The organism is Rahnella contaminans, from assembly GCF_011065485.1.
Classification (GTDB): domain Bacteria; phylum Pseudomonadota; class Gammaproteobacteria; order Enterobacterales; family Enterobacteriaceae; genus Rahnella; species Rahnella contaminans.
Map to the genome: position 1 here is coordinate 16,141 of NZ_JAADJS010000006.1, position 26,884 is coordinate 43,024.

Genomic DNA, 26,884 nt, shown 5'->3' on the forward strand with positions numbered 1-26,884 from the left:
GATGAACATCTCGCGTTTCTTCATTTTCCGCCCGGTCGCGACACTGCTGCTGACGCTGGCGATCCTCCTGCTCGGTTTGCTGGGGTATCGCCTGTTGCCGGTCGCGCCGCTGCCGCAGGTGGATTTCCCGACCATTCTGGTAAGCGCGAGCCTGCCGGGTGCCAGCCCTGAAACCATGGCGGCCACCGTCGCCACGCCGCTGGAAAGGGCGCTCGGGCAAATCGCCGGTGTGACGGAAATGACCTCGCGCAGCTCGCAAAGCTCCACCAGCGTCATTTTGCAGTTCGATTTAGACCGTGACATTAACGGTGCCGCCCGCGATGTGCAGGCGGCGATCAACGCCTCGCGCTCGTTATTACCCAGCAGCATGCCGTCGCTGCCGACGTACCGCAAAGCCAACCCGTCGGATGCGCCCATCATCATGCTGGCGCTGACGTCGGCCACGCGCAGCAAGGGTGAGCTGTACGATATTGCCTCCAGCCAGCTGCAACAGAAAATCGCACAGGTCAACGGCGTCGGGCAGGTTTCTCTGGTCGGTTCCGCGCTGCCGGGCGTGCGTATTGATTTGCGCCCGGAGGCGGTGACGTCTTACGGCATTTCCCTCGACACCATCCGCACCGCGATTGCCAACAGCACCAGCAATTTGCCGAAAGGGTTACTACAAGGCGCGAATCAGTCGTGGATGATTGAAGGCAACGGCCAGCAAAGTACCGCCGCACAGTACAAAACGCTGATTATTACTTACATCAACGGTTCGGCAATCCGCCTCAGCGATATCGCCAATGTTTATGATTCCGTTGAAGATAAATATAACGTCGGCTATTACAACAGCACGCCGTCGGTAATGATTGGCGTGACGCGTCAGGCTGGCGCGAACATGCTGGAAACCATCGAAGCCATTAAAGCCGCGCTGCCGCTGATGAAAGAAAGCCTGCCGGGCGACGTTCAGCTCAATCTGGCGCTCGACCGCTCGCCGAACGTTTCCGCTTCCCTGCGCGACACTGAAATGACCCTGCTGGAAGCCACGCTGCTGGTCATTGCGGTCGTTTTCGTGTTCCTGCGCAACTGGAATGCGGTGCTGATCCCCGCGCTGGCGCTGCCGGTGTCATTAATCGGTACCTGCGCGGTGATGTATTTACTCGGTTATAGCCTTGATAACCTCTCGCTGATGGCGCTGATTATCTCTACCGGCTTTGTGGTCGATGACGCCATTGTCGTGCTGGAAAATATTACGCGGCACATAGAGGAAGGAATGGGGCCGGTGCGCGCGGCGCTGAAAGGCGCGCAGGAAGTCAGCTTTACCGTGCTCTCCATGACGCTTTCGCTGATTGCCGTTTTCATCCCGATCCTGCTGATGGGCAGTATTGTGGGGCGTCTGTTCCGCGAATTTGCGGTCACGCTCAGCGTTTCGCTGATAATCTCGATGCTGGTGTCGCTGAGCCTCACGCCCATGCTGTGCGCCCGTTTCCTGAAACGTAAACCGCCGGTGGAAAAACGACAGCCGCGCATTTACCGGATGATCGAACGTGGCCTGAACCGGCTGCTGGCGGCGTATTCCGCCGCGCTCGGTTGGGTAATGCGCCATCAGCTCATCACGCTGGTCGGCCTTTTCCTCACCGTGATCCTCAATTTCTATCTCTATACCGTGGTGGAAAAAGGCTTCTTCCCGGATCAGGACACCGGCATGCTGATGGGTATGCTGCGTGCGGATCAGAACACGTCATTTCAGTCGATCCAGCCGCAGGTGCTGAAATACAGCAAGATCATTCAGGACGATCCGGCGGTAGAAGCCGTTATGAGTTCAGCGGGCAGCGGCGGGTTTGGTGCGCGTAACACCGCCACCTTCTTCGTGCGCCTGAAAGATTTTGACAAACGCACCGCGACCGCCAATCAGGTGGCTAACCGTCTGATGATGGCGACCGCCAAAGTGCCGGGCTCGCAGCTGTTCCTGATGGCCGCGCAGGATCTGCATATCGGCGGACGCAGCGCGAACGCGCAATATCAGTACAGTTTGCAGGCTGACGATCTTTCTCTGCTGCGCGAATGGGCACCGAAAGTGCAGAAAGCGCTGGCGAAACTGCCACAGCTGACCGGCGTGGATTCGGACTCGCAGACCGGCGGGCAGGAAATCATGCTCAACATCGACCGCGATCGCGCCACGCGGCTCGGCGTGAACGTGAAAATGATCGACGCGCTGCTCAACAATTCCTTCAGTCAGCGGCAGATCGCCACCATCTACAAAACGCTGAACCAGTATCACGTCGTCATGAACCTGACGTCGGATTACACCAGCAACCCGGATGTGCTGCACCAGCTTTACGTGGTGACCGACGCGGGCGCGCAGGTGCCGTTATCCGCTTTTGCGACGTTCAGCGGGGCGAATTCGCCGCTGTCGGTTTCGCATCAGGGCCAGACGGCGACCACGACCATTGCCTTCAACCTGGCGGATGGTTATGCGCTGGAAGATGCGCAGGCCGCGCTGAAAACCGCCATGGCGCAGATTGGTTTGCCGGACACCATTCACGGGAGTTACGCCGGTACGGCGCAGGCATTCGAAGCGCTGACCAAAACCATGCCGTGGCTGATTCTGGCGGCGCTGGCGGCGGTGTATATCGTGCTAGGCGTGCTGTATGAAAGTTACATTCATCCGCTGACCATTCTTTCGACGCTGCCGTCGGCCGGTCTGGGCGCGTTGTTGCTGATGTTGCTGACCAATACTCAGCTGACGGTCATCGCACTGATCGGGATCCTGCTGTTGATCGGTATCGTGAAAAAGAATGCGATCATGATGATCGACTTCGCGCTGGATGCCGAACGACGGCTCGGATTGTCGCCGCAACAGGCGATCACCCAGGCCTGTCTGATGCGTTTTCGTCCGATCCTGATGACCACGCTGGCGGCCTTCTTCGGGGCGTTACCGCTGGCGCTGGGCAGCGGCGGTGACGCAGATCTGCGCAGTCCGCTGGGTCTGGCGATCGCCGGCGGGCTGGCGCTGAGCCAAATCCTTACCTTATTCACCACGCCGGTGGTTTACCTGTATATGGATCGCACCAGCCGCGCGACGCACCGTTTATGGCACCGTTTGCGCCCGCATGCGACACCGCCGGAGGTCAGCTCTAATGACTGATAAAACAATGAATTCTTACCCTGAAGCGAATCCGATGACTCTGCAAAAACCGCGTTCTCCAGTGTTCCGTCTTGTTCCGCTGGCGCTGGCACTTCTGGTCAGCGCCTGTACCGTCGGCCCGGATTACAAGCGGCCTGATGTCGCGATGCCAACGGCATTTAAAGAAGCCAAAGGCTGGACGGCGGCTATTCCGAAAGACAATCAGGCCAAAGGTGAATGGTGGTCGGTGTATCAGGATCCTGAACTGTCATCGCTGCTGACGCAGGTACAAATTTCCAACCAGAACGTCGCGCAGTACGCCGCGCAGTACCGTCAGGCACAGGCGCTGGTGACGCAGGCGCGTTCCGACTTATATCCTTCCGTGGATGCCACCGCCGGCAGCACGCGCAGCGGCACATCGACGTCTGCCACTAACAAACAAACGGCAGAACTGAGCGCCAGCTGGGAACTGGATCTCTGGGGCAAACTTCGCCGCACGGCAGAAGAGCAGGATGCCAGCGCGCAGGCCAGCAAGGCCGATCTGGCTGACGCGACGCTCAGTGCGCAGTCTGAACTGGCGCAGGATTATTTCCAGCTGCGCGTGATGGATCAGCAAATCGCGCTGTACAAACAAAGTATCGATGCGTATCAGCGCTACCTGACCGTGATACAGAACCAGTACGCGGGCGGCAATACCTCGCGCGCCACGCTGGCTCAGGCGCAGACGCAGCTTGAAAGTACCAAAGCTTCCGCACTCGACCTGCAATGGCAGCGCGCGCAGCTGGAACATGCGATTGCGGTGCTGATCGGCAAGCCACCGGCCCAGTTCAGCCTCGCCGCGCGTGACGTGAAACTGAACCTGCCTGCGATGCCGGACGCGATCCCCTCGCAGCTGTTGCAGCGACGTCCTGATATCGCCGCGGCTGAACGCACCATGGCGTCTTCCAATGCCGCCGTCGGTGTGGCGACTGCCGCGTATTATCCTGATTTGACCCTGAGCGCCAGTGGCGGATTCACCAGTTCGGCGTTACACAACCTGTTCTCACTGCCAAATCGTGTCTGGTCTTTAGGCCCGGAACTCAGCCAGACGGTGCTGGATTTCGGCGCCACCCGCGGCAAAGTGGCGCAAGCCGAAGCCGCGTATGACGCCGACGTCGCGAGCTATCGCCAGAGCGTGTTAACCGCGATGCAGGAGGTGGAAGATTATCTGGTCGAGCTGCACACGATCGACACCGAACTTGTTGCCCGCCAGAACGCCGCCGACTCCGCGAAAGAATCCGCGCGCGTCACCAACAACCAGTATCAGGCCGGGATGATCGACTATCTCGACGTTGCCACCACCGAAAACACCAGCCTGACCCAGCAGCAAAGCGTGTTGTCACTGCTCAGCACCCAGATGGTCACCAGCGTTAAGCTAATCGCCGCATTAGGCGGCGGCTGGAACGGGGATGTGGGTAAATAATAAAAACTCGGTCAACTCCCCCTTCCCAGGGGGAGTAGCTGTTTGAGCCCGTTTTACCTGCGGTGAAACAAACCCTTATTTCCCTGCTTTCCTTGCCTTAGCCACGTCGCCCGGCGTGACTTCTGCTGCCTGATTTCCCCAGCTGGCGCGCAGGGTATTGGTAAGATCAGCCGCCTGCTGATCGGTCAGTGTCCAGCCGTAGCCCGGCATGGTGTTGGACATATGTTCTGCCGTCACCGGCGTCCGGGCTCCGTAGAGGATCACGCGCAGTAATGTTTGCGGATCCTCTGAATTGACGGTCAGATTGCCCGCCAGTGCCGGAATGGCAAACGCTTTCCCGTCGCCTTGCACGCCGTGACAGGTCGAGCAGTAGCGCATAAACGTCTGCTGTCCGGCTTGTGTTGCGACGGCTTTTTTGGCCGGTGCCGGTTGCGGCTCAGCTTTCAGGCTGAGCAGATAAACCGCCATGCTGTTGAGATCGTCATCGGTCATAAACTGCGTGCTGTTGGTGATCACTTCTCCCATCGGGCCACTGACGGCATCATGAGTATTGCGACCGGTTTTCAGCAGCGTCACCAGTTCCGGCTGACTCATTTTCAGGCCCCGCAGGGAGGGCGCAGACCAGCCATCGAGCTCGCCGCCGCTGAGAAATGCCCTGTCCTTTTCATCGACGGCTTTCTCCTGTTGCGCCCAGCCACGCGGCGTGTGGCAGGCACCGCAGTGTCCGGCACCCTGCACCAGATAAGCGCCCCGGTTCCATTGCGCGCTCTTATCCGCCTGCGGTATAAACTCACCGTCTTCGAGGAAAACGCTGTTCCACACGCGCAGCGGCCAGCGCATCGACATTGGCCAGCTGATGTCATTTTCACGGTTAGCCACGGGCTGCGGTTTCACCTCTTTCATCAGATAGTCATACAGCGCGCGCATGTCTTTCGTGCTCATTTTCACGTAAGAGGTGTAGGGCATCGCCGGATAGAGCGCATGACCGTCTCTGGCAATGCCTTTACGCATCGCTTTATCGAACTCTTCAAAACTGTAGCTGCCAATACCGTGCTGAATATCCGGCGTGATATTGGTGGAATAAATCTCACCGACCGGCGTGGCGAAACGCACGCCACCGGTCAGATCTTTACCCTGCGGCGACGTATGGCAGGCCGCGCAGTCAGCGGATTTAGCGACATATTCCCCTTCGGACATCGCCATCGAAGAACCCGCCGTGGCCATCAGCGTGGCAAAAATCATCAGCTTTTTCATGCGCTCACCTTCTTCATGGCCGTCAGTTCATTCACTGCCCGCCAGGCCTGATCCACTGCCGAGTTAGCGTACGGGCTCCAGTCGGAATCTGAATTGGCGATGGTGATACGTCCGACCGGTGTACGCGCCAGATGAATGGTTTTCTGCGATTGTTCTTCGTCGTCGAACATCCCGCTGAGGAAATAGGAATAGCCGTGCGACCAGCGGTTGACGGTGATCGCCATGATGTCGCGCTGATGGTCAAAACCGGCTTCACCGAACATGCCCTGAAGCTGATCGCGGATCATCTTTTCATGCACATCGAACGAGGTGCCAAGCAATAACGCGCGCCCCTTACGCGACTGTTCGCGCGGGCTGAGGCCGCTGCCCGGCAGTGTTGGCACGTAAACCATATGCAGGCCAATCGGCTGATTCGGATCACGCGGATGCTGATAGCCGCCCATATCCACCGGATAATCGAGCTTCACGCGACTGTAAGGCGCGGCGGGGGAATAAATCTCGTGGACGCCGAGTTTAATAAACGGCTGCCAGTTGCGGATCACCACTTTCGAATAGACCAGCGGCGCTTTAACGTTTTCTTTCAGTGCGGCTTTCTGCGCTTCAGGAATTTCCGGCACCAGATACGGGATCATCATATTGTAGCCGGCCATTACCGCCTGTCCGGCGCGAACCCGGTGGAGCGTGCTGCCGGTCATGTACGTCACTTCTACCGCCGGTTTACCTTCGTGTTCGACATTGGCGACATGCATCCCGGTGCTGTTCAGACGCAGACGCACCGGCTGCCCGGTTTTATCCAGCTGGCTGTAATCGAATTTCGCCAGCACGATATCTTCCATCGTGTTACCCGGCGCCACGTCCGGGATCAGATGGCGAACCATCAGTCGTGCTAAACCGGCATTGCCGTCCGGAAAGTGGAAAATATACGGCTCGTCGAGATCGGCCAGAGACTCGGCATCCAGCGGAGGTAATCCCATGCCCTCGAGCCCCGGCAGGGCGCAGATGCGGGCGTCGCTGCAAGAGGTGGCATCAATTCCGACCGCCTGAAAATCGTTGGTACGCTGCTGGAAATAGCGGATAGCGATTTCGCTCAGCCCGACTTTTTCGCGCAGGAACTGGGTATAACTGTGCCCGTCGACCCAGGCGATTTTTTCTTCCTGACTCATGCCGTGCAGATAATCTTTCGATTCAGTGTGCAGGTCGATCAGCGCCTGACGGTCTGATTCCGGCAGCGGGAAATCGCTGATGAATGCAGTAATATCGCGGCCATTGAGGCGATCGGGTGGAATATCATCCGCCACAGCCCGTCCCGGATCGCCGCTGACAATTTTATCGACACCGAAGTTTTTCCGGTCGAAATACACCCCGCGGCTCAGGTGCAGATCAGGATAAAACGTCTGATCAAAGTCTTTCGCCATCTTCTCGATATCGACGTTCAGGGTTTTCAGCAGACCCATTGCTACCGGACTGAAATTGGTGCGCGGCGACTGGAAGGACTCGCTGCCGCCGTAGCCCAGCAGCATTTTATCTTCGACGTGGAATTCATTACGCTTGGCGTGGCCGCCGAAATCATCATGGTTATCGAGCAGCAAAATACGCTGATCTTTACCGTGCTGTTCCTGCCAGAAACACGCCGCCGCAAGCCCGCTGATCCCGGCCCCGACCACCACCAGATCAAACTCATCCTCAACAGGCAAACCGGAAGACTCGACCTTTTTGCCTTCGCGCCCGAGGATATGCGCCGCTTCATAAGAACCCTGATGATTTCCGCGCAAACCGGTAAGGGAAGGCGGGTAATACAACGACTGCGTGGCCGTTTGCGGCGAAGCCCGGAGCGCCTCAAACGGAGTCATACCGGCAGTGACCGTAATAGCCACACCATTGAGAAAATCACGACGAGTGATGCCCATATTGTTTCCTTAAAATTTACACCATCAACCCGCGCGGAAGCCGCACGGCAAAAGCTTTTCGCTCAAAAATTGTCTAAATATTTTAACAAATTTAACATAAAGAAACACTTAGCGAGCGTGACGGCAGGCGCAAATGAGGAAACAAGGGGAGTTCACCAGTAACAAACTTCTGAAAATTCCATTTTTAAAGGTTCTCGAATGGTTTGTGAAAACATACGGGCATAACGTATTGCCTCACTTTTTAAAAAGGAATTTATCAGAATGGCAATCCCGGCATATTTATGGCTTAAAGACGACGGTGGCGACTCAAACGATCAGTTCTGGATAAAGTGTGGTATCGATTATGCAAAAAGAACGGGGTTTTAAAAAACGCTATGCTTTGGTGCCTGTACTTTTTGCGTTTATGTTAATCGCATGGGTCATTCACTTTCTTAAATTTTCAGTGGAAGAGGAGTTATATAAGAAGGTTAAAGTGAATAATCTGGTCACCTTATATATAACCCAGGCCAGCGCCGGAGCAATGACGTCATTTTCGTACCACTATTATTTGTATGATGCGACGAAAAGTGAGGCTGATTTTATGGCTCACATTGATGATCAAAGGGCATTCATGGTCACATCTGACAGCAAGGCCACGGCCACAGCCAACAATGATCATCTATATCTTCGCGTTCGTGGCGATATATCCTCATTCGATAATGGAAGCTATAAAGTTATTGTGCATCTGGACGCTTCGCCTTATTAAAATAAAGACAGCGGGGCTTTTAAAAAAAGATTGGAATGAAGGCCGCAGCACTGGTGTGAGAAAAATATCATCACCGCATTTGCAGATACCCTCAGTACGGCTCCTCCCCCTGCGAAGGGGGAGGTTGGGTGGGGGTATTAAAGACAACTCGGTGTGACATGTTCAACGATTCAAAACAGAAAGAATTATTCAAAACCTATTCCTTCCATCCCCCGCCCAGCGCTTTATACAAACTGATGTCCTGATTCAGTTGGGCAAGTTGTGTGGTGATCAGCGTTTGCCGGGCTGAGTACAGCGAGCGTTGCGCGACCAGTACGCTCAGATAATTATCTATACCGCCTTTAAAGCGCATCTGCGAAAGATCGTAGTTGCGCTGGTTGGCGTCGGCGTCCTGCTGGCGCGCCAGAAGTTCGTCTTTATAAGTCGCCTGACCGGCTAAACCATCAGACACTTCTTTGAACGCCGTCTGAATCGCTTTTTCATAGTTGGCGATATCAATTTTTTTGGTGTCTTTCGCGATGTCGAGATTGGCCTGATTCACACCGCCGTCGAAGATTGGAATGTTGATCGAGGGCATAAATGACCACGCGCCGGTGCCTCCGTCGAACAGTTTACTCAGACTGCCGCTTTCAGAACCGGCGGTGCCGGTCAGTGTAATGCTCGGGAAGAACGCAGCACGCGCTGCGCCGATGTTGGCGTTGGCCGCTTTCAGCGTATGTTCCGCTGCAATAATATCGGGGCGTCGTGTCAGCAGATCAGACGGTAAGCCAGCCGGTGTCTGCGGGAATTTCCAGTCCTGTTGCAGGGTGGCGTCCGCCAGCAGACGCGGTGGAATGGTGGTGCCAACCAGCAGCGTCAGTGCGTTCACGTCTTGCCGTACCTGGCGCGTGTACTGCGCGATATCGGCCTGCGCCGCGCGTACCGTGGTTTCGGCCTGCACCAGATCCTGAGAGGTGCTGATGCCGGAGTCGTAACTGCGTTTGGTCAGCTCGTAGGATTTGTTCTGGCTGTTGGCGGTATTGATCGCCAGTTTCAGCAGGTCGTTATCCGCCGCCAGACTCAGGTAACCGGAAGCCACTTCGGACACCAGCGAGATTTGCGTTGCGCGCTGCGTCGCTTCGGTGGCGAGATAGGTTTCCAGCCCCTGATCACGCAGGCTGCGCACGCGGCCAAACAGGTCAACTTCATAAGACGTCACGCCCAGATTGGCGCTGTATTGCTGATATGTTACCGGTCCGGTGCTTTGCGTCGAATACAATCCGCCCGGCAGATGCTGGTTGGTTTCACCGGCGCTGGCGTCGAGGGTCGGCAGCAGCGCGGCGCGGTCAATCTGGAAGGCCGCGCGGGCGGTATCGACGTTTAACGCCGCGACCCGAAGGTCGCGGTTATTCGTCAGGGACATACCAATCAGCTGGTTCATCGCCGGCTGACTGAAGAACGCTTTCCAGCCGATATCCTGTGCGGCACCGGTTTTGGCACCGTCCCAGCTGCTGGCGACCGGCAGCGCAGGGCGCTGATAATGCGGCTCCATCGTACAGCCCGCCAGCAGGGTGAGTGTAAACGCGCCGATAAGTGACAGCGCGAAATGCGATTTATTCATGGTGTGTTGCCTCAGACGCAGGAAGCGCCTTGTCATGTTTTTTCGATTTGCGGGTGAACAGATTCACAATCGTCACGTAGAACATCGGGACGAAGAAAATCGCCAGGAAGGTCGCCGTAATCATCCCGCCAACCACGGCGGTACCGATGGAATGCTGGCTGCCTGCGCCCGCACCGCTGGAAATCGTCAGCGGGAATACACCCAGAATAAAGGCCATCGAGGTCATGATGATTGGCCGGATACGCAGTTTGGCCGCTTCAATCGCCGCTTCCGTAACCGACATGCCTTCGTTCTCATGCAGCTCTTTGGCGAACTCGACAATCAATATGGCGTTCTTTGCCGCCAGTCCGACGGTGGTTAACAGGCCGACCTGGAAGAAGACGTCGTTGGATAATCCGCGCAGCAATACCGCGCCGATGGTGCCTAAGATCCCAAGCGGAACCACCAGCATGACCGAGAACGGAATCGACCAGCTCTCGTAAAGTGCCGCCAGACACAGGAACACCACGATCATCGACAGGGTATAAAGTGCCGGAGTTTGTGAGCCGGAAAGCTTTTCTTCATAGCTCAGGCCGTGCCATGCCACTTTGTAACCCGGTGGCAATTTGGCCGCGATTTCCATTACCGCGTCGTTGGCGTCGCCCGAGCTGTAGCCCGGTGCCGGTGCGCCCATCAGTTCGACGGAGGACACGCCGTTAAAACGCTCGTAACGCGGTGAACCGTAAACCCATTTACCGCTGCCAAAGGCGCTCCACGGCACCATATCGCCGCTGGAATTTCGGAAATACCAGTTGTTTAAATCTTCCGGCGTGACACGCGAAGCCGCCTTGCCCTGGATGTAAACGCGCTTCACGCGGTTGTTGTACATGAACTGGTTCACGTACGCCGAACCCCAGGCCGCCGACAACGTATTGTTGATGTCGTCGAGGCTCAGACCCAACGCCTGTGCGCGTTCATCGTCAATTTCCAGCTGATATTGCGGCTCATCTTCCATGCCGTTAGGACGCACAGCGGTCAGGCGTTTGTCCTGTGACGCCAGTTGCAGGAACTGGTTACGTGCGGCCATCAGCGCGGCGTGACCCTTGCCGTTGGTGTCTTGCAGGAAGAAGTCGAAGCCGGTGGCGTTACCCAGTTCCATGACCGCAGGAGGAACGAAAGCAAACACGCGGGCGTCTTTGATGGTGGCGAAATGCGCCATTGCACGACCCGCCAGCGCCTGAACTTTCTGCGCCGCGTCCGGACGTTTCGCCCAGGTTTTCAGCTGCACAAAGGCGATACCGACGTTCTGCCCGCGACCGGCGAAGCTGAAGCCGTTGGCGGTGAACACCGACGACACAATCCCGCCTTCTTTATCCATCAGGTATTCACGGACGTTATCGAGCACTTCCTGCGTACGTTGTGATGAGGCGTTGGCCGGCAATGTGGCCTGAACCAGCATCACGCCCTGGTCTTCATCCGGCAGGAAAGTGGTGGGCACGCGGGTAAACATAAAGCCGGTGGCAATCACAATCAGCAGGTAAATCAGCATAAACAGACGACGGCGGGAGATGACCGTGCCGACGGCGCGGGTGTAATGCATCGCGCCTTTGTCGAAATTACGGTTAAACCAGCCCGCAAAGCCTTTCTGCGATTTCTCCTCGTCGTTGTGTCTGATGATGGTGGCACACAGCGCCGGGGTGAAAATCAGTGCCATCAGAACCGAAAGCGCCATCGCGGAAACGATAGTGATGGAGAACTGGCGGTAAATGATCCCGGTCGAGCCGCCGAAGAATGCCATCGGCACTAATACCGCCGACAGCACCAGTGCGATCCCGAACAGGGCGCCCTGAATCTGTTTCATCGACTTAATCGTGGCTTCTTTGGGCGATAACTTTTCTTCCGTCATCACACGTTCGACGTTTTCCACCACCACGATGGCATCATCCACCAGCAGGCCTATCGCCAGTACCATCCCGAACATGGTCAGGGTGTTAATGGAATACCCCGCGGCCGCCAGAATCCCGAACGTCCCGAGCAGAACGACCGGCACCACCAGCGTGGTGACCAGCGTGGCGCGCAGGTTTTGCAGGAACAACAGCATGACGCAGAACACCAGCACGATGGCTTCGATAAGCGTTTTCACCACTTCTTCAATGGAAGCGCTGACCACCGGCGCAGTCTGATACGGGAACTCGACTTTCACGCCCGCAGGCAGGGAATCCTCCAGCCCGGCGACGGTGGCTTTCACCGCTTTGTCGGTATCCAGCACGTTCGCGCCGCTCGCCAGACGCAGGGCGATAGCGGTAGAAGGACTGCCGTTAAAGGTAGATGAGATGGAATAACTTTCCGGCCCCAGATCCACATTCCCGACATCACTCAGACGTACCTGCGAGCCGTCAGCGTTCACTTTCAGCAGCACGTTTTTGAACTGGTTAATGCTGTCGAAACGGGTTTTGCCGATGATGGTGGCGCTGAGTTTGCTGTCTTTCACCGTCGGCAATCCGCCGAGAGAACCGGAAGACACCTGCACGTTTTGCGCTTCGATGGCGGCGCTGACATCACTTGGGATCAGCTGATATTTATAGAGTTTCGCCGGGTCTAACCAGATACGCATCGCATACTCTGAACCGAGCACCAGGAAGTCGCCGACGCCTTTGGTACGGACAATCGGGTCTTCAAGTTTGGTGACCAGCAGGTTACTCAGATCCGAGTTACTCATTTTGCCATCAGTTGAAATCAGGCTGACCAGCAGCATGAAGTTGGCCTGATATTTGGCAATACGGATCCCCTGATTGACCACTTCGGTCGGCAACTGCGATTCGGCCAGAGACACTTTGTTCTGCACCTGAACCTGCGCGATATCCGGGTTAGTCCCCTGATCGAAGGTGGCGATAATCGTGGCACTGCCGTCGCTGTTACTTTGCGATTCGATGTAACGCAGGTTATCCAGCCCGTTAAGTTGCTGTTCAATAACCTGAACGACGGTGTTCTGCGCGGTTTCCGCCGAAGCACCCGGATAGGTGACGCTGACGGAAATCGCCGGAGGCGCGATATTCGGATACTGGTTGATCGGCAGTTTCATGATCGACAGCGCACCGGCGATCATGATGACAATGGCGACCACCCAGGCGAATATCGGGCGATTAATAAAGAAAGTAGACATTCAGCTCACCTATTGCGCGGAAGGATCGGTCATCGCGAGATTAGCCTGTTCGGCAGGGGCGCTGGCTTTGCGCTCGGTGGCATTCACTTTGGCGCCAGGCCTGACGTTTTGTAATCCGTCGGTGATCACTTTATCGCCGTCGTTCAGCCCCTGATTTGCCAGCCAGTAGCCATTCATCATCTGGCCGGTGGTGACGGAACGTTGTTCGACGGTGTTATCGGCTTTCACCACGTAAACGTACGGTGCACCTTTCACGTCGTGCATGATCGCTTCCTGCGGCACGAGGATCCCTTTGTCATCTACGCCCTGTTGCAGCTCGGCGTGAACAAACATGCCTGGCAGTAATTCGTCGTGCGGATTCGGGAATGAGGCACGCAGCGTCACGGAACCGGTGCTTTGCGAAACCGTCACTTCTGAGAATTCCAGCTTGCCCGGCAGCGCGTATTTACTGCCATCTTCCAGCGTCAGCGTGGCCTGTGCGGCGTTTTCACCGGCCGACTGTAATTTGCCGGAAGCCAGCGCGCGACGCAGTTTGAGTAAATCCTGTGAGGATTCACTGACGTCCACGTAGATAGGATTCAGCTGGTCAATCGTGGTCAGATACGCCGTCTGGCCACTGGTCACCAGCGCCCCTTCGGTATACAGCGAGCGTCCGATGTGGCCTGAAATCGGCGCGTAAACTTTGGTGTATTGCAGATTGACGCGGGCGGTTTCGACATCGGCGGCGGCTTCGCGCTCGGCAGCTACGGCGTCGTCATACTGCTGACGGCTGACTGCCTGCGCTTCGACCAGCGGTTTGTAACGGCGCGCGGTGGCATCGGCGCTTTTCCATGTCGCCATCGCGCGGTCATAGGCCGCCTGATAAGTGGCGGGGTCAATCTGATAAAGCTGCTGACCAGCTTTGACTTCGCTGCCTTCCACAAACAGGCGTTTTTGGATTACGCCGCTGACCTGTGGACGAACTTCGGCGCTGCGCACCGCGGTTGTGCGGCCGGGCAGACGGGTAGTTAACGTGACGGGCTGGCTGTGCAGAGTGACGACATTGACCGCAGGCACTTGTGCCGCCGGAGAAGCAGAACCGGCGGAACCATCACATGCGGAAAGCAGTACAACCGTACTGACAGAAAGAAACTTCAGGCGCATAGAATTCACTCTTTTTGGGGAATTGAGAATAACCGTTCTCAACAAGTCCCCCACTATACGAGAGCGCCGTATTTCGCTGTGTAAGGATATTGTCATTACCCATGAGTCAATGTTTCGAATTATGAAGAAAATGTTGCTGTATAATCCATTGAAATTATAAGGTTTTAAACTTTTTGTGCAGTGGTAAAGGGCAGGAATATCATTACTTAGCAAACTAATTGATAGTTCTTAAGAATGATAAGCAGTTAAATATTCTGAAAGTGAATGAATTGTTGGTGATTGGGAAAGTGTGATTCAGATCAAACAAATTTATACATTTTAACCCACTGCTTACCAGAAAAGGCTGAAGGTTACGGGCGACAGCCGTTACCTTAAGACCCGAGAGCGAGCAGTTCTCACATTTGCTTGTTGCCAGCCGTACTGAACGACGGCCAGTTGCAACCCCCGTGCCCACAGTCCGATGTGGGCTTTTTTTTGTCTGAATATCTCGTCTTTTACCGCTTTCTCGCTGTGCTGCTTCACACTATCAAAAAAATCCATTCCCAAATGACTGGCCACAGTATCAATATTTCTGCCATTTCGACATGATAGGTATAACGTTATAGTAGAACGTTATACTTGAGTTAACGAACTAATTAATAGGGATATTTACTAATGAAGATATTTTCAGGTTTTGTAAAATCGTTGTCGAAACTGTCTATGATAGGCAGGGCGCTTATGCTGCCCATTTCATTGCTTCCTGCGGCGGGACTTCTGCTGGCTTTTGGTGACCGCTTTCATTTACCTCTGATGATGAATGCGGGCGGTGTCATTTTTGACAATCTGCCACTGCTATTTGCGATTGGTTCCGCCGTCGGATTAGCCGCAGAATCAGGTATTGCTGCCTTATCGGCCGCTGTCTCTGTGTTAACCATCAACGTCACGATGGGTACGCTCCTGCATATCACGCCGGAAATGGCGGCTGCCGGGGGGAAATATGCGATGGTGCTTGGGATACCGACCCTGCAAATGGGGGTCTTCGGTGGACTGATTTCCGGCATTCTTGCGGCATGGTGTTACAACAAATTCAATACATTGCAATTGCCTGAATTCCTGGGTTTTTTCTCCGGGAAACGTTTTGTGGCTATCGCGACGGCATTTCTGTCTTTCTTGTTGGGGATGGGGCTGCCCTGGGTCTGGTCATACATCCAGTCAGGGATTGACGGGCTTTCTATAGTCGTCAATGGCGATAATCAGGTGTTATCGACCTTTATTTTCGGCACAGTCGAACGTGCACTTATCCCGTTGGGCCTGCATCACATTTGGTATCCTTCCTTCTGGTATTCCTTTGGTGAATACACCACACAAACGGGGCAGGTCATTCACGGTGATCAGACAATTTGGTTCAAAATGCTGGAGGAAGGGGTTAAATCTTTTAGCAGCGATAGCTACCAGAATGCTGGCAAATTTATGCAGGGTGAGTTTCCGCTGATGTTGTTTGCATTGCCGGCGGCTTGCCTGGCGATGTATCACGAAGCCAATACAAAAAATAAGAAAATTGCTTTCGGTATTCTGTTTTCTGCTGCCCTGACGTGTTTCCTGACGGGGATCACCGAGCCTGTTGAATTTACTTTTATTTTTGTTGCGCCTGTGTTGTATGTCTTCAACGCATTGATGGCGGGTGTCTCTTATATGTGCATGTATCTGCTGCATGCGCATATTGCTAAATCCTTCTCCGCGGGCTTAATCGACTACATTTCTTTTGGCATTTTACCGTCTCTGAATGACTACCAGACCCACTTCCTCAGCGCCGTGTTCGTGGGGATCCCGATGGCGATCATTTACTATTTCACTTTTCGTTTTGTTATCCGACGTTTTGATATTAAAACGCCAGGCCGTACAGAGGTGATGGTGAATTGTGATGACAAAACAGATACGGAAATTTCTCATGAAATTATAACGTTACTGGGCGGTCAGGAAAATATTCTGTCCATCAGTGCCTGCATAACACGCTTACGTCTGGAGATAGCAAAGAGTGAGTTAGTCAATAAAGATGGCCTGAATCAGGTCGGTGCCAGAGGCGTAGTCTTTGTCGGAGACAAAGGCATACAGGTGATTTTTGGTGCAAGGGCGCAATTTATTGCCCAGACAATGTCTGAAATCACGCTTAAGCCCTAGGATGAGACGGGCCACCTCTGCTGGCCCGGTTATTCCTTTCGATACGTCATGCCGGCAACCCCGGAACCCTGAAATAACTGGGCATTCTGTGAGACAATTGGACAATAACGTTCGGGATCCTCAGGGAGGCCGCATGCCATCGATTGAGAAGAACAAAAGCAGCAAGAGGCCTGATGAAAAAAGTAAACATTACCGATGTCGCGAAACGGGCGGGCGTCTCTGTTTCAACCGTTTCTCTGGTATTGCGCCAGAAAGGAAAAATCTCTGAAGCGACTATCGGGAAAATCCGTTCGGCTATCGACGAACTCGGTTATGTCCACAACGTAGCTGCAGCGAACCTGCGCTCGAATACTTCTAATCTTATCGGTCTGATTATCGATGATTTTAGCGATACGTTTTCTCTGAAGGTTATGGCCAGCATTGTGCGTAATCTTGAGCTTCAGGGGTATATGGTATTTCTGGGTCAGCCACAAAATGATGAATTAACGCTACGCCACTGCCTGAGATCCTTCCTACAGCAGGGTGTTGCCGGCGTTATTTATCTCACTTGTGATCATTTGTCGAAAAAGATCCCGGATCCGGTTATTGAAAGTCATTTACCCGTTGTGATTGTTTCAAAATCAGGTGTAGAAGGTGCTCAGGATAGTGTCGAATGCAATAATCGTGAAGCGGGGATCAATATTACCCGTTATCTTATTGAGCGTGGTCATCGTGGTATTGCTTATCTTGGCGGAAATAAACGCTGCCTGATCCGTGAAGAACGATTGCAGGGATATCGCTATTCATTAGCGCAATATGGTTTGCCGTTTCGCGAAGATTGGCTTCCCGAATGCGAAGAGAGTACTTTTGCCGCCTCCGCAGCCGTGGGCGACTTATTGAAAAAATACAATAATATTACTGCGATTTTATGCCATTCACCTTCTGCAATCATTGGATGTATAAACGGAGCGCATCGTATCGGGCGCACCATCGGGAAAGATATTTTTCTCTCGCAACAAATTTCGGTAGCAGGGTTTGAAGATATGATGCATATCAACCTGACTTCTCCTTCCCTTACGTATGTTTCATCTCCCGGCGAAGAAGCAGGATACGAAGCGGCATCGCTTATCATTAAAAAAATCAAAGAACCGGCCCAGGATTTTCAGAGAATTGTTATTTCCAGTCAGCTGGTTTTACGCGAATCGGCTTAAGCTGGAATATCTCAAAAAAATACCAGCTCATGGTGAGCTGGTATTCATTATTGACAGCATTGTAAATTATGCTAATACGCAATAATCTGCGGTGCAACTGGTGTCTTTGGTTATTGATTTATACTTTGCCTTATCCAGAGTATAAATAATAAAGTCATTATTTTTATTCAAGTCAGCCTCATAATCATCCGTGTACTGAGTGCGATAATGGGCATCGAAAATTTCATGCATATGGGTATTTTTATACTGGCCAGGCTGGCAGGGCATGCCCAGAGACGTCAGGCCATTACCGGTACGGGCATTGAGTTTGTCGAATTCAACGAAGCGTTGATCAGTATTATCGGAAGTGTAGGGTTCATCTTCAACAAATACAATTTGAGCTTTGGCATTATCACCCACCAGGAATGCCGCGTGCAGCATAGCTTCGCGAACGTTGAAATGGTCTACGTGGCTTCCATTGGCGATTAAGCACAGGATGGTGGTATTTTCCTCCTGAAGCATCCACATATATTGCGTAATCAGACGATTATACATGTCGATTTCTTCAGGACGGAATGTAGAGAAATCTCCCCACGAACCCCCACCTGCGGTCATAGGGCCTGAATAGCCGCGAATTGGTGCATCCCACTCGCCGATGATCCCCTGTCGCCAGTTATAACTCCCCCCAAAGAGATCATTACAGCCCAGCGTATCTTCTTCGATGCGTGCCTGAGTGACGCGTTGAATTTGCTCCTCAGACAGCAGGCCTTCCTGATAATTTGCAAAGAAGTTTGTGCGACTGCAAGAGACAAAGACGCGCGTTACGGTTGTTAAAACCCCACGGGCGAGGGCTTCGATAACAAAGTTGCCGCAGCCCAAAATGGTATCGTCGTGATGAGGGACAACCATAATCAGGTTATCGCCAGCTTTCAGCGGGAATTCATCAGCAGTTACAGTTTTTACGGTGTTCATAGTTAGTCCTTTAATTTTATATTGACAACCATTTCAAAAATGGTTGGTTATTATTGTCCGTAATATAGGCAGTACTAAGGCGTATCAGTTCATGAGATATCTAATATCTTAGAATTAATAAGTTTTCGCCGTATAATGCTCATTACGAACGTTAGGTTGCAATTCCTCTTTGAGGGATTACATCACTTCATTATGGATAGTCTTTTCTTGATAGTTCAAAATGTGTGCCATCGTTTAAATCATCCCATTTACCTCCCCATTCAATTTCAATTGACAGTGTTTTTGATAATTCAAAAACTATGTTGGCTATCGCCTGATAATATTTGAACTCCCAGGATATTGCATTGTTTGGCAGAGCAAAGATATCAACGGCATGACCCGTAATATGCCGACTGTTATTGGTCAATGATCTTCCTTTCGCGACCAGCTCAAGTTGTCTCTTTTTATTTCTGAGGCCTTCAGAAATTCCAAAATCGACAGGGGATAATGCTAAGGCTTTTCTCATGATTATGCATAAATCAGGGTGTACACCTTTCAGATTATCTTCTGAGCTCTTACTGAATTTAAAATGTTCCATGTTAGCCTTCTGTTAACCTCCTCCAGTAATAATCCAAAGCGGCAACACCCATAGCACCAGATATACCGCATATTGCCAGAGTGGTATGAAATCCCGATCCCATACTTTCTGATAGGAGTCCGGCAACGACGCCTGTAAATGCAGATATAATAACCTGTGCGATTACCGCCACAAAACTCCGGCATATTTTCCCAGAACGTACATCTATAATGTATCTGACCACGCCACCCCAGGCAGCGAATATAAAAATGTATAGCCAGCTTACAATGTTATTATTGGATGGATCTCTCCACGGCAAGGTATGACTCCTTTTTATATCAGTTGATGGTGGTGGAAATATATTATTCTGTTTTTGTTAAATCAGTATTTATTTCGTTCTTAACAATGAGAGAAGAATAACTATTGCACCATAATGATTCGTGATCATTGTCACAATTTTCTACACCAATAGATTTTAACGATCGATTAACGCGTTACGGTAAGTTTTTTATTGTTGATGATTATTTAATTATTCATATCAATGATGTTTTTAAGTTATTTACTATTGGAAAGTAAATACTCTTAATCCCTTCGTTGATTTTCATTTGTTGGATATATTTATTTTTAAGGTTTCTACGTCATAAAGTTAATGATGATCTTTACTTATTCCACTATTTAAACCTGAAGGGGGCTTGTGGGCTGAATACCCTCCACTATGTTCATCTGCATCTTTTACCGCTGCACTCAAAGTCCTCTGAAGATCCCATTCCCACTCTTCTTTTACCGCGCAAAACTGTGATCTCTTTCATACTCCTGACTTCTATGTCTATACAACTATACATTCTGTGACTTAACTCAATTAACGGCTTATTTTTAGCCACCCAATTGAGGGATTTCAGATGATTAAACTTGGCAGCAAAATTCACGACCTGGGCAAAGCCCTGATGACGCCTATCTCGGTGATTGCCGCCGCCGGGATCTTCTTAGGGCTGGCGGCCGCGTTACAGAATCCGGCGGTGACCGGCGAAGCCTTTACCCAGATGAAAACTTTGCAGCTGGTGATCGGGTTTATCCGTCAGGTTTCCGGCGCATTGTTCGCCAATCTTCCGCTGTTTTTTGCCGTTGCTACCGCGATGGGTCTGGCCAATGCAGAAAAGGCCACGGCGGCCTTTTCCGCAGTGATCGGCTTTGTCGGGCTGCACGTCGGGGTGAATTACAGTTTGCTGGCCCAGGGGATTTCACCGGACACCATTACCGTTGCGAAGCTCACCGCAAAAGGCATGACCGAAAGTAACGCGATGATTTACGCTGCCGAATTCACCAACACGCTGGGGATTTTCACCTACAACATGAGCGTGCTGGGCGGTGTGCTGGTCGGGCTCATCACCATGTGGCTGCATAACCGGTTTTATACGATTGTGTTGCCGACGGCGATTGCCTTCTTCGGCGGGCGTCGTTTCGTGCCGATTATTACCATCCTCGTTCTGCCGGTTGTCGGCGTCATTATGTCGCTGATCTGGCCGACGATTGCGCTGGGTATTCAGTGGGTTGGCGAACTGATTGGCCGCACGGGAGAAATCGGGACGTTCATTTATGCAACGTCGGAACGTCTGCTGATCCCGACGGGGTTGCATCACATCATCAACGAAACGGTGCGTTTCACGCCGATTGGCGGGGTAACGACGGTGGATAATCAGAGCATTGTCGGTGCGCTGAATATCTTTAATGCCGCACTGGCCGATCCGGGGATGATCCCGGACGCCGTTACGCAGCAGGCGACACGGTTCCTGGCGCAGGGGAAAATTCCGGTCATGATGTTTGGCCTGCCGGCCGCTGCGCTGGCGATGTATCACTGCGCGCGCCCCGAACATAAAGGCCGTGTGAAAGCGCTGATGCTGGCGGGCGGACTGGCGTCATTTACCACCGGGATCACCGAGCCGCTCGAGTTCTGCTTTATCTTCGTCTCGCCGGTGCTGTATATCCTGCATGCGGTGCTGACCGGGCTTTCGTTCGTACTGATGCAGATGCTGCATGTGATGATCGGTAACGTGCAGGGCGGGGCGATCGACTTCCTGATCTTCGGCGTACTGGGCGGCAGCAAAACGCACTGGTGGTATCCGCTGATCCTCGGGATCATCTATGCACCGGTTTACTACTTCAGTTTCCGCTGGGTTATTTTACGCATGCAGGTGAAAACGCCGGGGCGTGAAGATGAAAATGATGCCGAAGAACGTGCAAAACCGGCGCAGGGAACCGGCGAGAAAACCAAAAATATTATTATCGGTCTGGGAGGCGAGGGAAATATTACCGCCGTCGACTGCTGCTTTACCCGTTTACGGGTTAAGGTCAAAGATATGGCTCAGGTGCAGGACGGCACGTTAATGAAAACCGGTGCGGCAGGTGTGAAACGGATCACCGAAACGGATGTTCACGTTATTTATGGCCCGCAGGTTGAACAGGTGGCGAATCTGGTGAAGGCGGAGTTGTCAGGAATAGCCTGATGGCCGCTAGCTTTTAACTTTGGCATGGACGCTGAAGCTGTAATTTTTCTGGTTGTAGTAGACGTCGGAAACTTCAAACAGCGTGCCGTCGGTAAACGACACCACGGCGTGCGAATGCAGCACCGGCTGGTCGCGCGACAGATTCAGTGCCAGGCGGATTTCATTGGAAGGTAGTTCGGCGGAAATCAGTTTTGTGCTGCCCGCAGGCTGAAAACCTTTGGATCGCAGATAGGCGTATTTCGACGATGTCATCGCCGCGCGGCTGATATCCGGCAGGTTATCGGCGCGCATCCAGCATTGTTCATACACGAACGGCTCATCGCCCAGCAACCGCAGGCGGATCATAAAATAGACGTCCGTTCCCGCCGGGATATTCAGCTCGCGGGCGATTTCGTCGCTGGCGGGCGTCCGGCGAAATTCCAGTACCTGATTTTCGATGCGCTGATTATTTTCCTGCGCGACTTCGCTGGCGGTCAGATGGCGGTCGAGCGGCAGAATGATTTTTTCCTGCCTTGCGGGCCCGACGACAAACGTGCCGCGCCCGCGAAAACGGGCGACCTGACCCTGACGCACCAGATAGTCCACCGCTTTGCGTGCGGTCATGCGGGATACGCCGTAGATTTCGCACAGCGCCGCTTCCGTCGGGATCGGGTCACCGGCTTTGATTTCGCCTGCGCTGATTTTCTCGGTAAGTTGCTGCTCGATTTGCAGGTAAAGCGGTATGAACGAGTTTTTATCTATTTTCATCAGACCTGAACCTCCGGATTTAAAGAAAGTCACTTAAGGATAATTGTATAGTCAGGTATACATTTGAACCAGGCAGACTGTTGATTTTCTGCGCGAAATGGGTTTCAGCACACAAAAAAGAAAGGTTGCTGACATCAGCAACCTTTCTGTATTTCGAAACCACAGGACGGTGGTGTCAGATTTTATTCAGCCAAAATCGCCGAAGCGGTGAATCCGCACGGGCCGTTTTCCTGATTCTTGAACTGCCAGCAATGCTGATGATATTTTGCCACCGTGCTGCGGTGCGCGACGCTGATTACCGAGGTTTCCGGCAGTTCGCTCAGCAGCAGCGAATAAACCCGGTGTTCAGTTTCTTCATCCATTGCGCTGGTCGCTTCATCAAGGAACAGCGTATCAGGCTTGATCAGCAGGGCGCGCGCGAACGACAGACGCTGTTGCTCGCCCGGCGACAGGCGCTGGCTCCAGTTGGCGTAGTCATCCAGCACTTCAGTTTTCGCCAGATGCGGCAGACGGCATTGTTCCAGCACGCGCTGCAACTGCTCGTCGGTGTATTCGCGGTCAGTGTCCGGATAACTCAGCGCATCGCGCAACGTCCCGATCGGGATATAACTGCGCTGTGGCAGGAACAGATAGCGCTTACCTTCGGCCAGCGAAACATTGCCTGCGCCATAAGGCCAGATACCGGCAATCGCGCGCAGCAACGTGGATTTACCACAACCAGAAGGCCCCGCAACCAGCACGCGTTCGCCCGGTTTCATGGCCGCAGAAACGTTGCAGAACAGCGGGCTGCCGTCCGGCAGATTCAGCGTCAGGTTATCAAGTTTCAACGCATGTTCTGCGTTTTGGCTCACTTTAATGCCGCGCGGCTGAGCGTTCACCTGATCAATGGCGGCATTGAAACCGGCCAGACGGTTCACGGTGGCTTTCCAGCTTGCCAGATTATCAAACGCATTGATAAACCAGGATAACGCGTCCTGAACTTGCCCAAATGCCGAGGAAATTTGCATCAGCGCGCCCAGCTGGATTGCACCGGAGAAATAGCGCGGAGATGCCACCAGAATCGGGAATATATTGGCAAACTGCGCGTAGAAGTTGGTGGCAATGTTCAGGCGACGGGTGACGCGCATGATTGACCACCAGTTGGTTTTGATGGAATCAAATTTGCCGGTCAGCTGGTCGTGCTCATTTTTCTCGCCGTGATACAACGCAATCGCATCGCTGTTTTCACGGATACGGATCAGCCCGAAACGGAAGTTCGCCTCGAACCACTCCTGATTAAAACCTAAACGAACTAACGGCTTACCGACCGACCAGATGATGGCAGAACCGACGGCAGCGTAAAGGATTGCGAACCACACCATATAACCGGGGATCGTGAATTCATGGGAAGCAATCGCAAAAGACAGCGGCCCGCTGATAGACCATAAAATAAACACGAAGGAGAACAGCGTGACTACGCTCGACAACAGCCCGAGCACCAGAGAAAGCGTGCCGCTGGTCAGGGAATTCAGGTCATCGGAAATACGCTGATCGGGGTTATCGACCTGATGCTGATACTCCGTGTAATAATAGGCGTGATTGGTCAGCCACTTCTCCATATACTCTTCGGTCATCCAGCGCCGCCAGCTCATTTGCAGGCCCTGCGTCAGATAAACGCGATACACCGCAATGACGATAAACAGCAGCGCCAGCCAGGTAAATTTGAACAACTGGGCTTTGAAAACCGGATAGTTTCTGTTTTGCAGCGCGTCATAAAAAACGCGGTTCCATTCGTTAAATTGTACGCTGAGGTATACGCCGGCCAGCGAGAGGATGATAATCGTGGTTAACATGCCCCAGGCACGCCACTTTTCTTCTGAGCGCCAGTAAGGCTTAATTAGCTGCCAGACGGCGCCCCATTGCGCCGATTTCCCAGGTTTTTTAGTCATAATTGCCATTAGTCATCGATATGTTGTGAAACCAATCATCCCAGAATGAGTGCCTCAGCGCGATAGAGCAATGAGCCACTTGTAAGGATGTTTTTCCAGCACGAAGCTCTGTAGACCACAAAAGTAGAAGGATGTTTGATGAAAGTCGCAGTGAATTTACTGCTGGTGGCAGGATGTTTTGCCAGTGTTGAGGCGTTTGCTCAGATTGATGAACCGGATATTGCGAATGATTGCGTAAAAGCGGGCATCTATGCGGCCGCCGGAAAAGTGGCGTATCAGCAAGGGGAATTCGCCAAGGCGCGGGAGATTTTCCGTAATCAGGTGGCCTGGAGTGAGTTTTGCCACAAACCTCAGGACCAGATTGCGACGGCTTACAACAACATCGCGCTGACCTATATAAAGCAGGGAGATTACCTGAAAGCCAAAGCCTGGCTGATGCTGGCGCCTTCGGACAAAAAATCGCAGTACAATCTGGGGCAGATTCAGCCAAAACTGGATGCCTTACCGCAACCGGAATCTCCGGCAGGCGTTTACTGGCAATATGCCGGTTTCGGCAGCTGGAATCTGGTGGAAGTCAAAGCGGAAGAAGCGCAGTTCAAAATCGATTTCACCGGCATGTACATGGGGCAAATGTCGTTGTATTACGGCCCGAATACCGGCGAATTTTCGGTGGTGACGGCCATTAAAGATCATCACGCGGTTTACCATGAAGCCGACGACGCCTCCGCGGGTGACGGTGAATGCAGCGTGGACATGAATTTCGATCCGCAGAACGTGAAACTGCATACCACCGGTGACTGCGGCTTCGGACACAACGTGCAGGCCGAAGGGCAATTTGTCAGAGTGACACCGTAGGTTGAATTATTGCTTTCAGTAATGCGGGTGCCCAATCTGGCACCCGATTTCACCCTTTTATTCCGCCGGATAAGGGCCAAAGCGGTTATCTTCAGGATCACTTTTGAAGAACATCAGGATCAGGTTAAAAACGGGGCAGAGGATCCACCAGCCGCTGTAACCTGCATCATGATTACGGCGAACCATAACTGCCAGACCCGGTAACAACGCGAATAAAGAGTAAAGCGTCGATATAATCCAATCATCGCCAAATAACAGGGCAATCAAAGTTACGCCCATTGAGATAAGGCCATTAAAAAGGGTAAACCACCAGTACTCTCTTCTTCGCGCGCGGCCAGAAAATGTGGAGTAATTCTTAAGTGCCTTGATATACCAATTCATAATATTCCTTTATATAAATTGAGGTGGGTAATCCCAGAATGAATAGGATTTTCCCTGTACCTTTTGGGGAAGTGTAATGCCGTGCGGAGTCTAATACGGGGAAAGTGAGGCTTCAATTGCTGATTAATGTGTTGTTATTGCTTAATAAAGGATTTTTCGGCTGTTTAGGAAAGGCGAATGGCTAACACAATGATTAATAATAAAGAGAATTTTCTATACTTTCTGAAAATAAAAAACGGCGATAAATAATATCGCCGTCAGTTTTTATTCATTATTTAAAAAAGTGTATTCACTGCGGCCACTTCATTTCGCCTTTCAATACTTTTGCACTCAGCTGTAATGAAGAATCGTCTTTCAGCTGCGGATAATGTTTTTTCATCGCAGCGATCAGTGTGGCAGAATCTTTCGCTTTTGGTCGTTCTTTTTCCAGCGTCAGCAGATAGTTGCGGGTGAATTTCACTGCTTCCAGCGTCTGAGAAGCGCCTGGCAGGAAATGCCCCGGCACCACAACGGACGGTTTCAGCCCGGCGATTTCATCCAGCGCTTCGACCCACTGTTTGCGCGATGTCGTGGTTTGCGTATCGGCAGTCCAGACATGCATGTTGTCGCCATTCACCAGCACACCGCCGACGACGGCTTTGAGCGACGGGATCCACACGAAAGTACGTTCTGCATCCACGCCCTGAATTTCAAACTTGTGGCCTTCCAGTTCAAAAGATGTGCCTTTCAGCGGAGCCGGTACGACGACCGATTTCGGCGCGTTGTCTTTCAGTTGGGGGCCCCAGAAAGCGACTTTGCCGTCTTTGGTGGCATTGATCTGATCGACCGTTGCCTGTGTGGCGATAATTTTAGCCTCCGGGAATGCCGCGTGGATCACGTCCAGGCCAAAGTAAAAATCCGGATCCGACTGGCTGATGTACACGGTGGTCAGCTTTTTGCCGGTCGCTTTGATCATCTCCACCAGCTTCTGCGCGTCATTGCGCTGGAACTGTGCGTCGATCAGCACCGCGTCTTTTTCGCCGGTAATAATTTCAGAAGACACCGGAAATACGCTTTTTTCACCGGGGTTATAAACGTCCATTTTCAGCGCGGTGGCGGCATGAGCGGACAGGCTGCTGCCCAGCAGAGCAACGATCAGGGTCAGGGGTTTCAGGCACAAGCGCATAGCATTTCCTCAGAGAGCAAAAATAATCACGTTCAGTAAGCATCTACTGTACGTTGCATAATCCGCGGGAAAAACCGGATAATGCGCAACTGTT

At 52.7% G+C, this 26,884-nt stretch carries 19 protein-coding genes; 7 read left to right on the plus strand and 12 right to left on the minus strand.

The features are described 5' to 3' along the window. Position 1 precedes the first annotated feature (1 nt). Both GW579_RS21245 and GW579_RS21250 read left to right on the plus strand, forming a co-directional pair. Entirely contained in the window at positions 2 to 3,127 is a 3,126-nt protein-coding gene (locus GW579_RS21245; RefSeq protein ID WP_165061685.1) for an efflux RND transporter permease subunit, read from the plus strand. After that, complete coding sequence (locus tag GW579_RS21250; RefSeq protein ID WP_165061687.1) at positions 3,120 to 4,568, plus strand: efflux transporter outer membrane subunit; 1,449 nt, start codon at positions 3,120 to 3,122, stop codon at positions 4,566 to 4,568. The genes GW579_RS21245 and GW579_RS21250 overlap by 8 nt, the downstream gene beginning before the upstream one ends. 75 nt (positions 4,569 to 4,643) lie before the next feature. Here the strand turns inward: GW579_RS21250 and GW579_RS21255 are convergent, their stop codons facing one another. Beyond that, on the minus strand, positions 4,644 to 5,822 hold the full coding sequence (locus GW579_RS21255) for a c-type cytochrome (RefSeq protein WP_165061690.1): 1,179 nt from the start codon (positions 5,820 to 5,822) through the stop codon (positions 4,644 to 4,646). Further along, complete coding sequence (locus tag GW579_RS21260; RefSeq protein ID WP_165061693.1) at positions 5,819 to 7,729, minus strand: NAD(P)-binding protein; 1,911 nt, start codon at positions 7,727 to 7,729, stop codon at positions 5,819 to 5,821. Before GW579_RS21260 ends, GW579_RS21255 begins: the two co-directional genes overlap by 4 nt. Positions 7,730 to 8,072: 343 nt before the next feature. Here GW579_RS21260 and GW579_RS21265 point away from each other — a divergent pair, with 343 nt between their 5' ends. Continuing rightward, positions 8,073 to 8,474 carry a hypothetical protein gene (locus GW579_RS21265; RefSeq protein WP_165061696.1) on the plus strand — a complete coding sequence of 134 codons (402 nt, stop codon included), beginning with the start codon at positions 8,073 to 8,075 and terminating at the stop codon, positions 8,472 to 8,474. Positions 8,475 to 8,670: 196 nt separating this feature from the next. Here the strand turns inward: GW579_RS21265 and GW579_RS21270 are convergent, their stop codons facing one another. The 3 genes from GW579_RS21270 to GW579_RS21280 are packed head-to-tail and all read right to left on the minus strand — an operon-like array spanning position 8,671 to position 14,359. Next, complete coding sequence (locus tag GW579_RS21270) at positions 8,671 to 10,074, minus strand: efflux transporter outer membrane subunit (RefSeq protein ID WP_165061699.1); 1,404 nt, start codon at positions 10,072 to 10,074, stop codon at positions 8,671 to 8,673. Continuing rightward, complete coding sequence (locus GW579_RS21275; protein ID WP_152325405.1) at positions 10,067 to 13,216, minus strand: efflux RND transporter permease subunit; 3,150 nt, start codon at positions 13,214 to 13,216, stop codon at positions 10,067 to 10,069. Before GW579_RS21275 ends, GW579_RS21270 begins: the two co-directional genes overlap by 8 nt. Positions 13,217 to 13,225: 9 nt before the next feature. Then, positions 13,226 to 14,359, minus strand: coding sequence for an efflux RND transporter periplasmic adaptor subunit (locus GW579_RS21280; RefSeq protein WP_165061702.1), 1,134 nt, complete (start codon positions 14,357 to 14,359; stop codon positions 13,226 to 13,228). 654 nt (positions 14,360 to 15,013) lie between these two features. On the opposite strand from GW579_RS21280, the gene GW579_RS21285 reads away from it, so the two are divergent. Together GW579_RS21285 and malI are read left to right on the plus strand one after the other, a co-directional pair. Next, the gene (locus tag GW579_RS21285) at positions 15,014 to 16,516 is read left to right on the plus strand and encodes a PTS transporter subunit EIIC (RefSeq protein ID WP_152325407.1); all 1,503 of its coding nucleotides are present in this window, start codon (positions 15,014 to 15,016) and stop codon (positions 16,514 to 16,516) included. Between the two features lie 173 nt (positions 16,517 to 16,689). Continuing rightward, positions 16,690 to 17,706 (plus strand): Mal regulon transcriptional regulator MalI, encoded by a 1,017-nt coding sequence (gene malI / locus GW579_RS21290; protein ID WP_165061705.1) that lies wholly within the window; start codon positions 16,690 to 16,692, stop codon positions 17,704 to 17,706. A gap of 66 nt (positions 17,707 to 17,772) precedes the next feature. On the opposite strand, the gene GW579_RS21295 is transcribed toward malI, so the two are convergent. The 3 genes from GW579_RS21295 to GW579_RS21305 all read right to left on the minus strand — a co-directional run bounded on the left by GW579_RS21295 (position 17,773) and on the right by GW579_RS21305 (position 19,532). After that, positions 17,773 to 18,657, minus strand: a complete 885-nt coding sequence (locus tag GW579_RS21295) for a PIG-L family deacetylase (protein WP_152325409.1) — start codon at positions 18,655 to 18,657, stop codon at positions 17,773 to 17,775. 190 nt (positions 18,658 to 18,847) lie between these two features. Further along, positions 18,848 to 19,234: a M15 family metallopeptidase gene (locus tag GW579_RS21300; protein WP_152325410.1), complete on the minus strand. Its 387-nt coding sequence runs from the start codon at positions 19,232 to 19,234 to the stop codon at positions 18,848 to 18,850. Position 19,235: 1 nt separating this feature from the next. Further along, positions 19,236 to 19,532 carry a phage holin family protein gene (locus GW579_RS21305; RefSeq protein ID WP_165061708.1) on the minus strand — a complete coding sequence of 99 codons (297 nt, stop codon included), beginning with the start codon at positions 19,530 to 19,532 and terminating at the stop codon, positions 19,236 to 19,238. A 580-nt stretch (positions 19,533 to 20,112) separates the two neighbouring features. Here GW579_RS21305 and GW579_RS21310 point away from each other — a divergent pair. Further along, entirely contained in the window at positions 20,113 to 21,714 is a 1,602-nt protein-coding gene (locus tag GW579_RS21310) for a PTS transporter subunit EIIC (protein ID WP_165061711.1), read from the plus strand. Between the two features lie 6 nt (positions 21,715 to 21,720). Here the strand turns inward: GW579_RS21310 and GW579_RS21315 are convergent, their stop codons facing one another. Both GW579_RS21315 and GW579_RS21320 read right to left on the minus strand, forming a co-directional pair. Then, positions 21,721 to 22,461 (minus strand): GntR family transcriptional regulator, encoded by a 741-nt coding sequence (locus GW579_RS21315; RefSeq protein WP_152325413.1) that lies wholly within the window; start codon positions 22,459 to 22,461, stop codon positions 21,721 to 21,723. 182 nt (positions 22,462 to 22,643) lie between these two features. Further along, the gene (locus tag GW579_RS21320; RefSeq protein ID WP_152325414.1) at positions 22,644 to 24,398 is read right to left on the minus strand and encodes an ABC transporter ATP-binding protein/permease; all 1,755 of its coding nucleotides are present in this window, start codon (positions 24,396 to 24,398) and stop codon (positions 22,644 to 22,646) included. A gap of 129 nt (positions 24,399 to 24,527) precedes the next feature. On the opposite strand from GW579_RS21320, the gene GW579_RS21325 reads away from it, so the two are divergent. Then, entirely contained in the window at positions 24,528 to 25,244 is a 717-nt protein-coding gene (locus GW579_RS21325) for a tetratricopeptide repeat protein (RefSeq protein ID WP_152325415.1), read from the plus strand. A 57-nt stretch (positions 25,245 to 25,301) separates the two neighbouring features. On the opposite strand, the gene GW579_RS21330 is transcribed toward GW579_RS21325, so the two are convergent. Together GW579_RS21330 and GW579_RS21335 are read right to left on the minus strand one after the other, a co-directional pair. After that, entirely contained in the window at positions 25,302 to 25,625 is a 324-nt protein-coding gene (locus GW579_RS21330) for a DUF805 domain-containing protein (protein ID WP_152325416.1), read from the minus strand. Between the two features lie 289 nt (positions 25,626 to 25,914). Continuing rightward, entirely contained in the window at positions 25,915 to 26,790 is an 876-nt protein-coding gene (locus GW579_RS21335) for an MBL fold metallo-hydrolase (RefSeq protein ID WP_165061714.1), read from the minus strand. Positions 26,791 to 26,884 lie beyond the last annotated feature (94 nt).

Excerpts from the sequence above, each read along its gene's own strand:
- GW579_RS21335 (WP_165061714.1), bottom strand. The coding sequence starts at position 26,790 with ATGCGCTTGTGCCTGAAACCCCTGACCCTGATCGTTGCTCTGCTGGGC.
- GW579_RS21250 (WP_165061687.1), top strand. The coding sequence starts at position 3,120 with ATGACTGATAAAACAATGAATTCTTACCCTGAAGCGAATCCGATGACT.
- GW579_RS21315 (WP_152325413.1), bottom strand. The coding sequence starts at position 22,461 with ATGAAAATAGATAAAAACTCGTTCATACCGCTTTACCTGCAAATCGAG.
- GW579_RS21280 (WP_165061702.1), bottom strand. The coding sequence starts at position 14,359 with ATGCGCCTGAAGTTTCTTTCTGTCAGTACGGTTGTACTGCTTTCCGCA.
- GW579_RS21275 (WP_152325405.1), bottom strand. The coding sequence starts at position 13,216 with ATGTCTACTTTCTTTATTAATCGCCCGATATTCGCCTGGGTGGTCGCC.
- malI (WP_165061705.1), top strand. The coding sequence starts at position 16,690 with ATGAAAAAAGTAAACATTACCGATGTCGCGAAACGGGCGGGCGTCTCT.
- GW579_RS21320 (WP_152325414.1), bottom strand. The coding sequence starts at position 24,398 with ATGGCAATTATGACTAAAAAACCTGGGAAATCGGCGCAATGGGGCGCC.
- GW579_RS21265 (WP_165061696.1), top strand. The coding sequence starts at position 8,073 with ATGCAAAAAGAACGGGGTTTTAAAAAACGCTATGCTTTGGTGCCTGTA.
- GW579_RS21255 (WP_165061690.1), bottom strand. The coding sequence starts at position 5,822 with ATGAAAAAGCTGATGATTTTTGCCACGCTGATGGCCACGGCGGGTTCT.
- GW579_RS21325 (WP_152325415.1), top strand. The coding sequence starts at position 24,528 with ATGAAAGTCGCAGTGAATTTACTGCTGGTGGCAGGATGTTTTGCCAGT.
- GW579_RS21285 (WP_152325407.1), top strand. The coding sequence starts at position 15,014 with ATGAAGATATTTTCAGGTTTTGTAAAATCGTTGTCGAAACTGTCTATG.
- GW579_RS21245 (WP_165061685.1), top strand. The coding sequence starts at position 2 with ATGAACATCTCGCGTTTCTTCATTTTCCGCCCGGTCGCGACACTGCTG.
- GW579_RS21295 (WP_152325409.1), bottom strand. The coding sequence starts at position 18,657 with ATGAACACCGTAAAAACTGTAACTGCTGATGAATTCCCGCTGAAAGCT.
- GW579_RS21260 (WP_165061693.1), bottom strand. The coding sequence starts at position 7,729 with ATGGGCATCACTCGTCGTGATTTTCTCAATGGTGTGGCTATTACGGTC.
- GW579_RS21270 (WP_165061699.1), bottom strand. The coding sequence starts at position 10,074 with ATGAATAAATCGCATTTCGCGCTGTCACTTATCGGCGCGTTTACACTC.
- GW579_RS21300 (WP_152325410.1), bottom strand. The coding sequence starts at position 19,234 with ATGGAACATTTTAAATTCAGTAAGAGCTCAGAAGATAATCTGAAAGGT.
- GW579_RS21310 (WP_165061711.1), top strand. The coding sequence starts at position 20,113 with ATGATTAAACTTGGCAGCAAAATTCACGACCTGGGCAAAGCCCTGATG.
- GW579_RS21330 (WP_152325416.1), bottom strand. The coding sequence starts at position 25,625 with ATGAATTGGTATATCAAGGCACTTAAGAATTACTCCACATTTTCTGGC.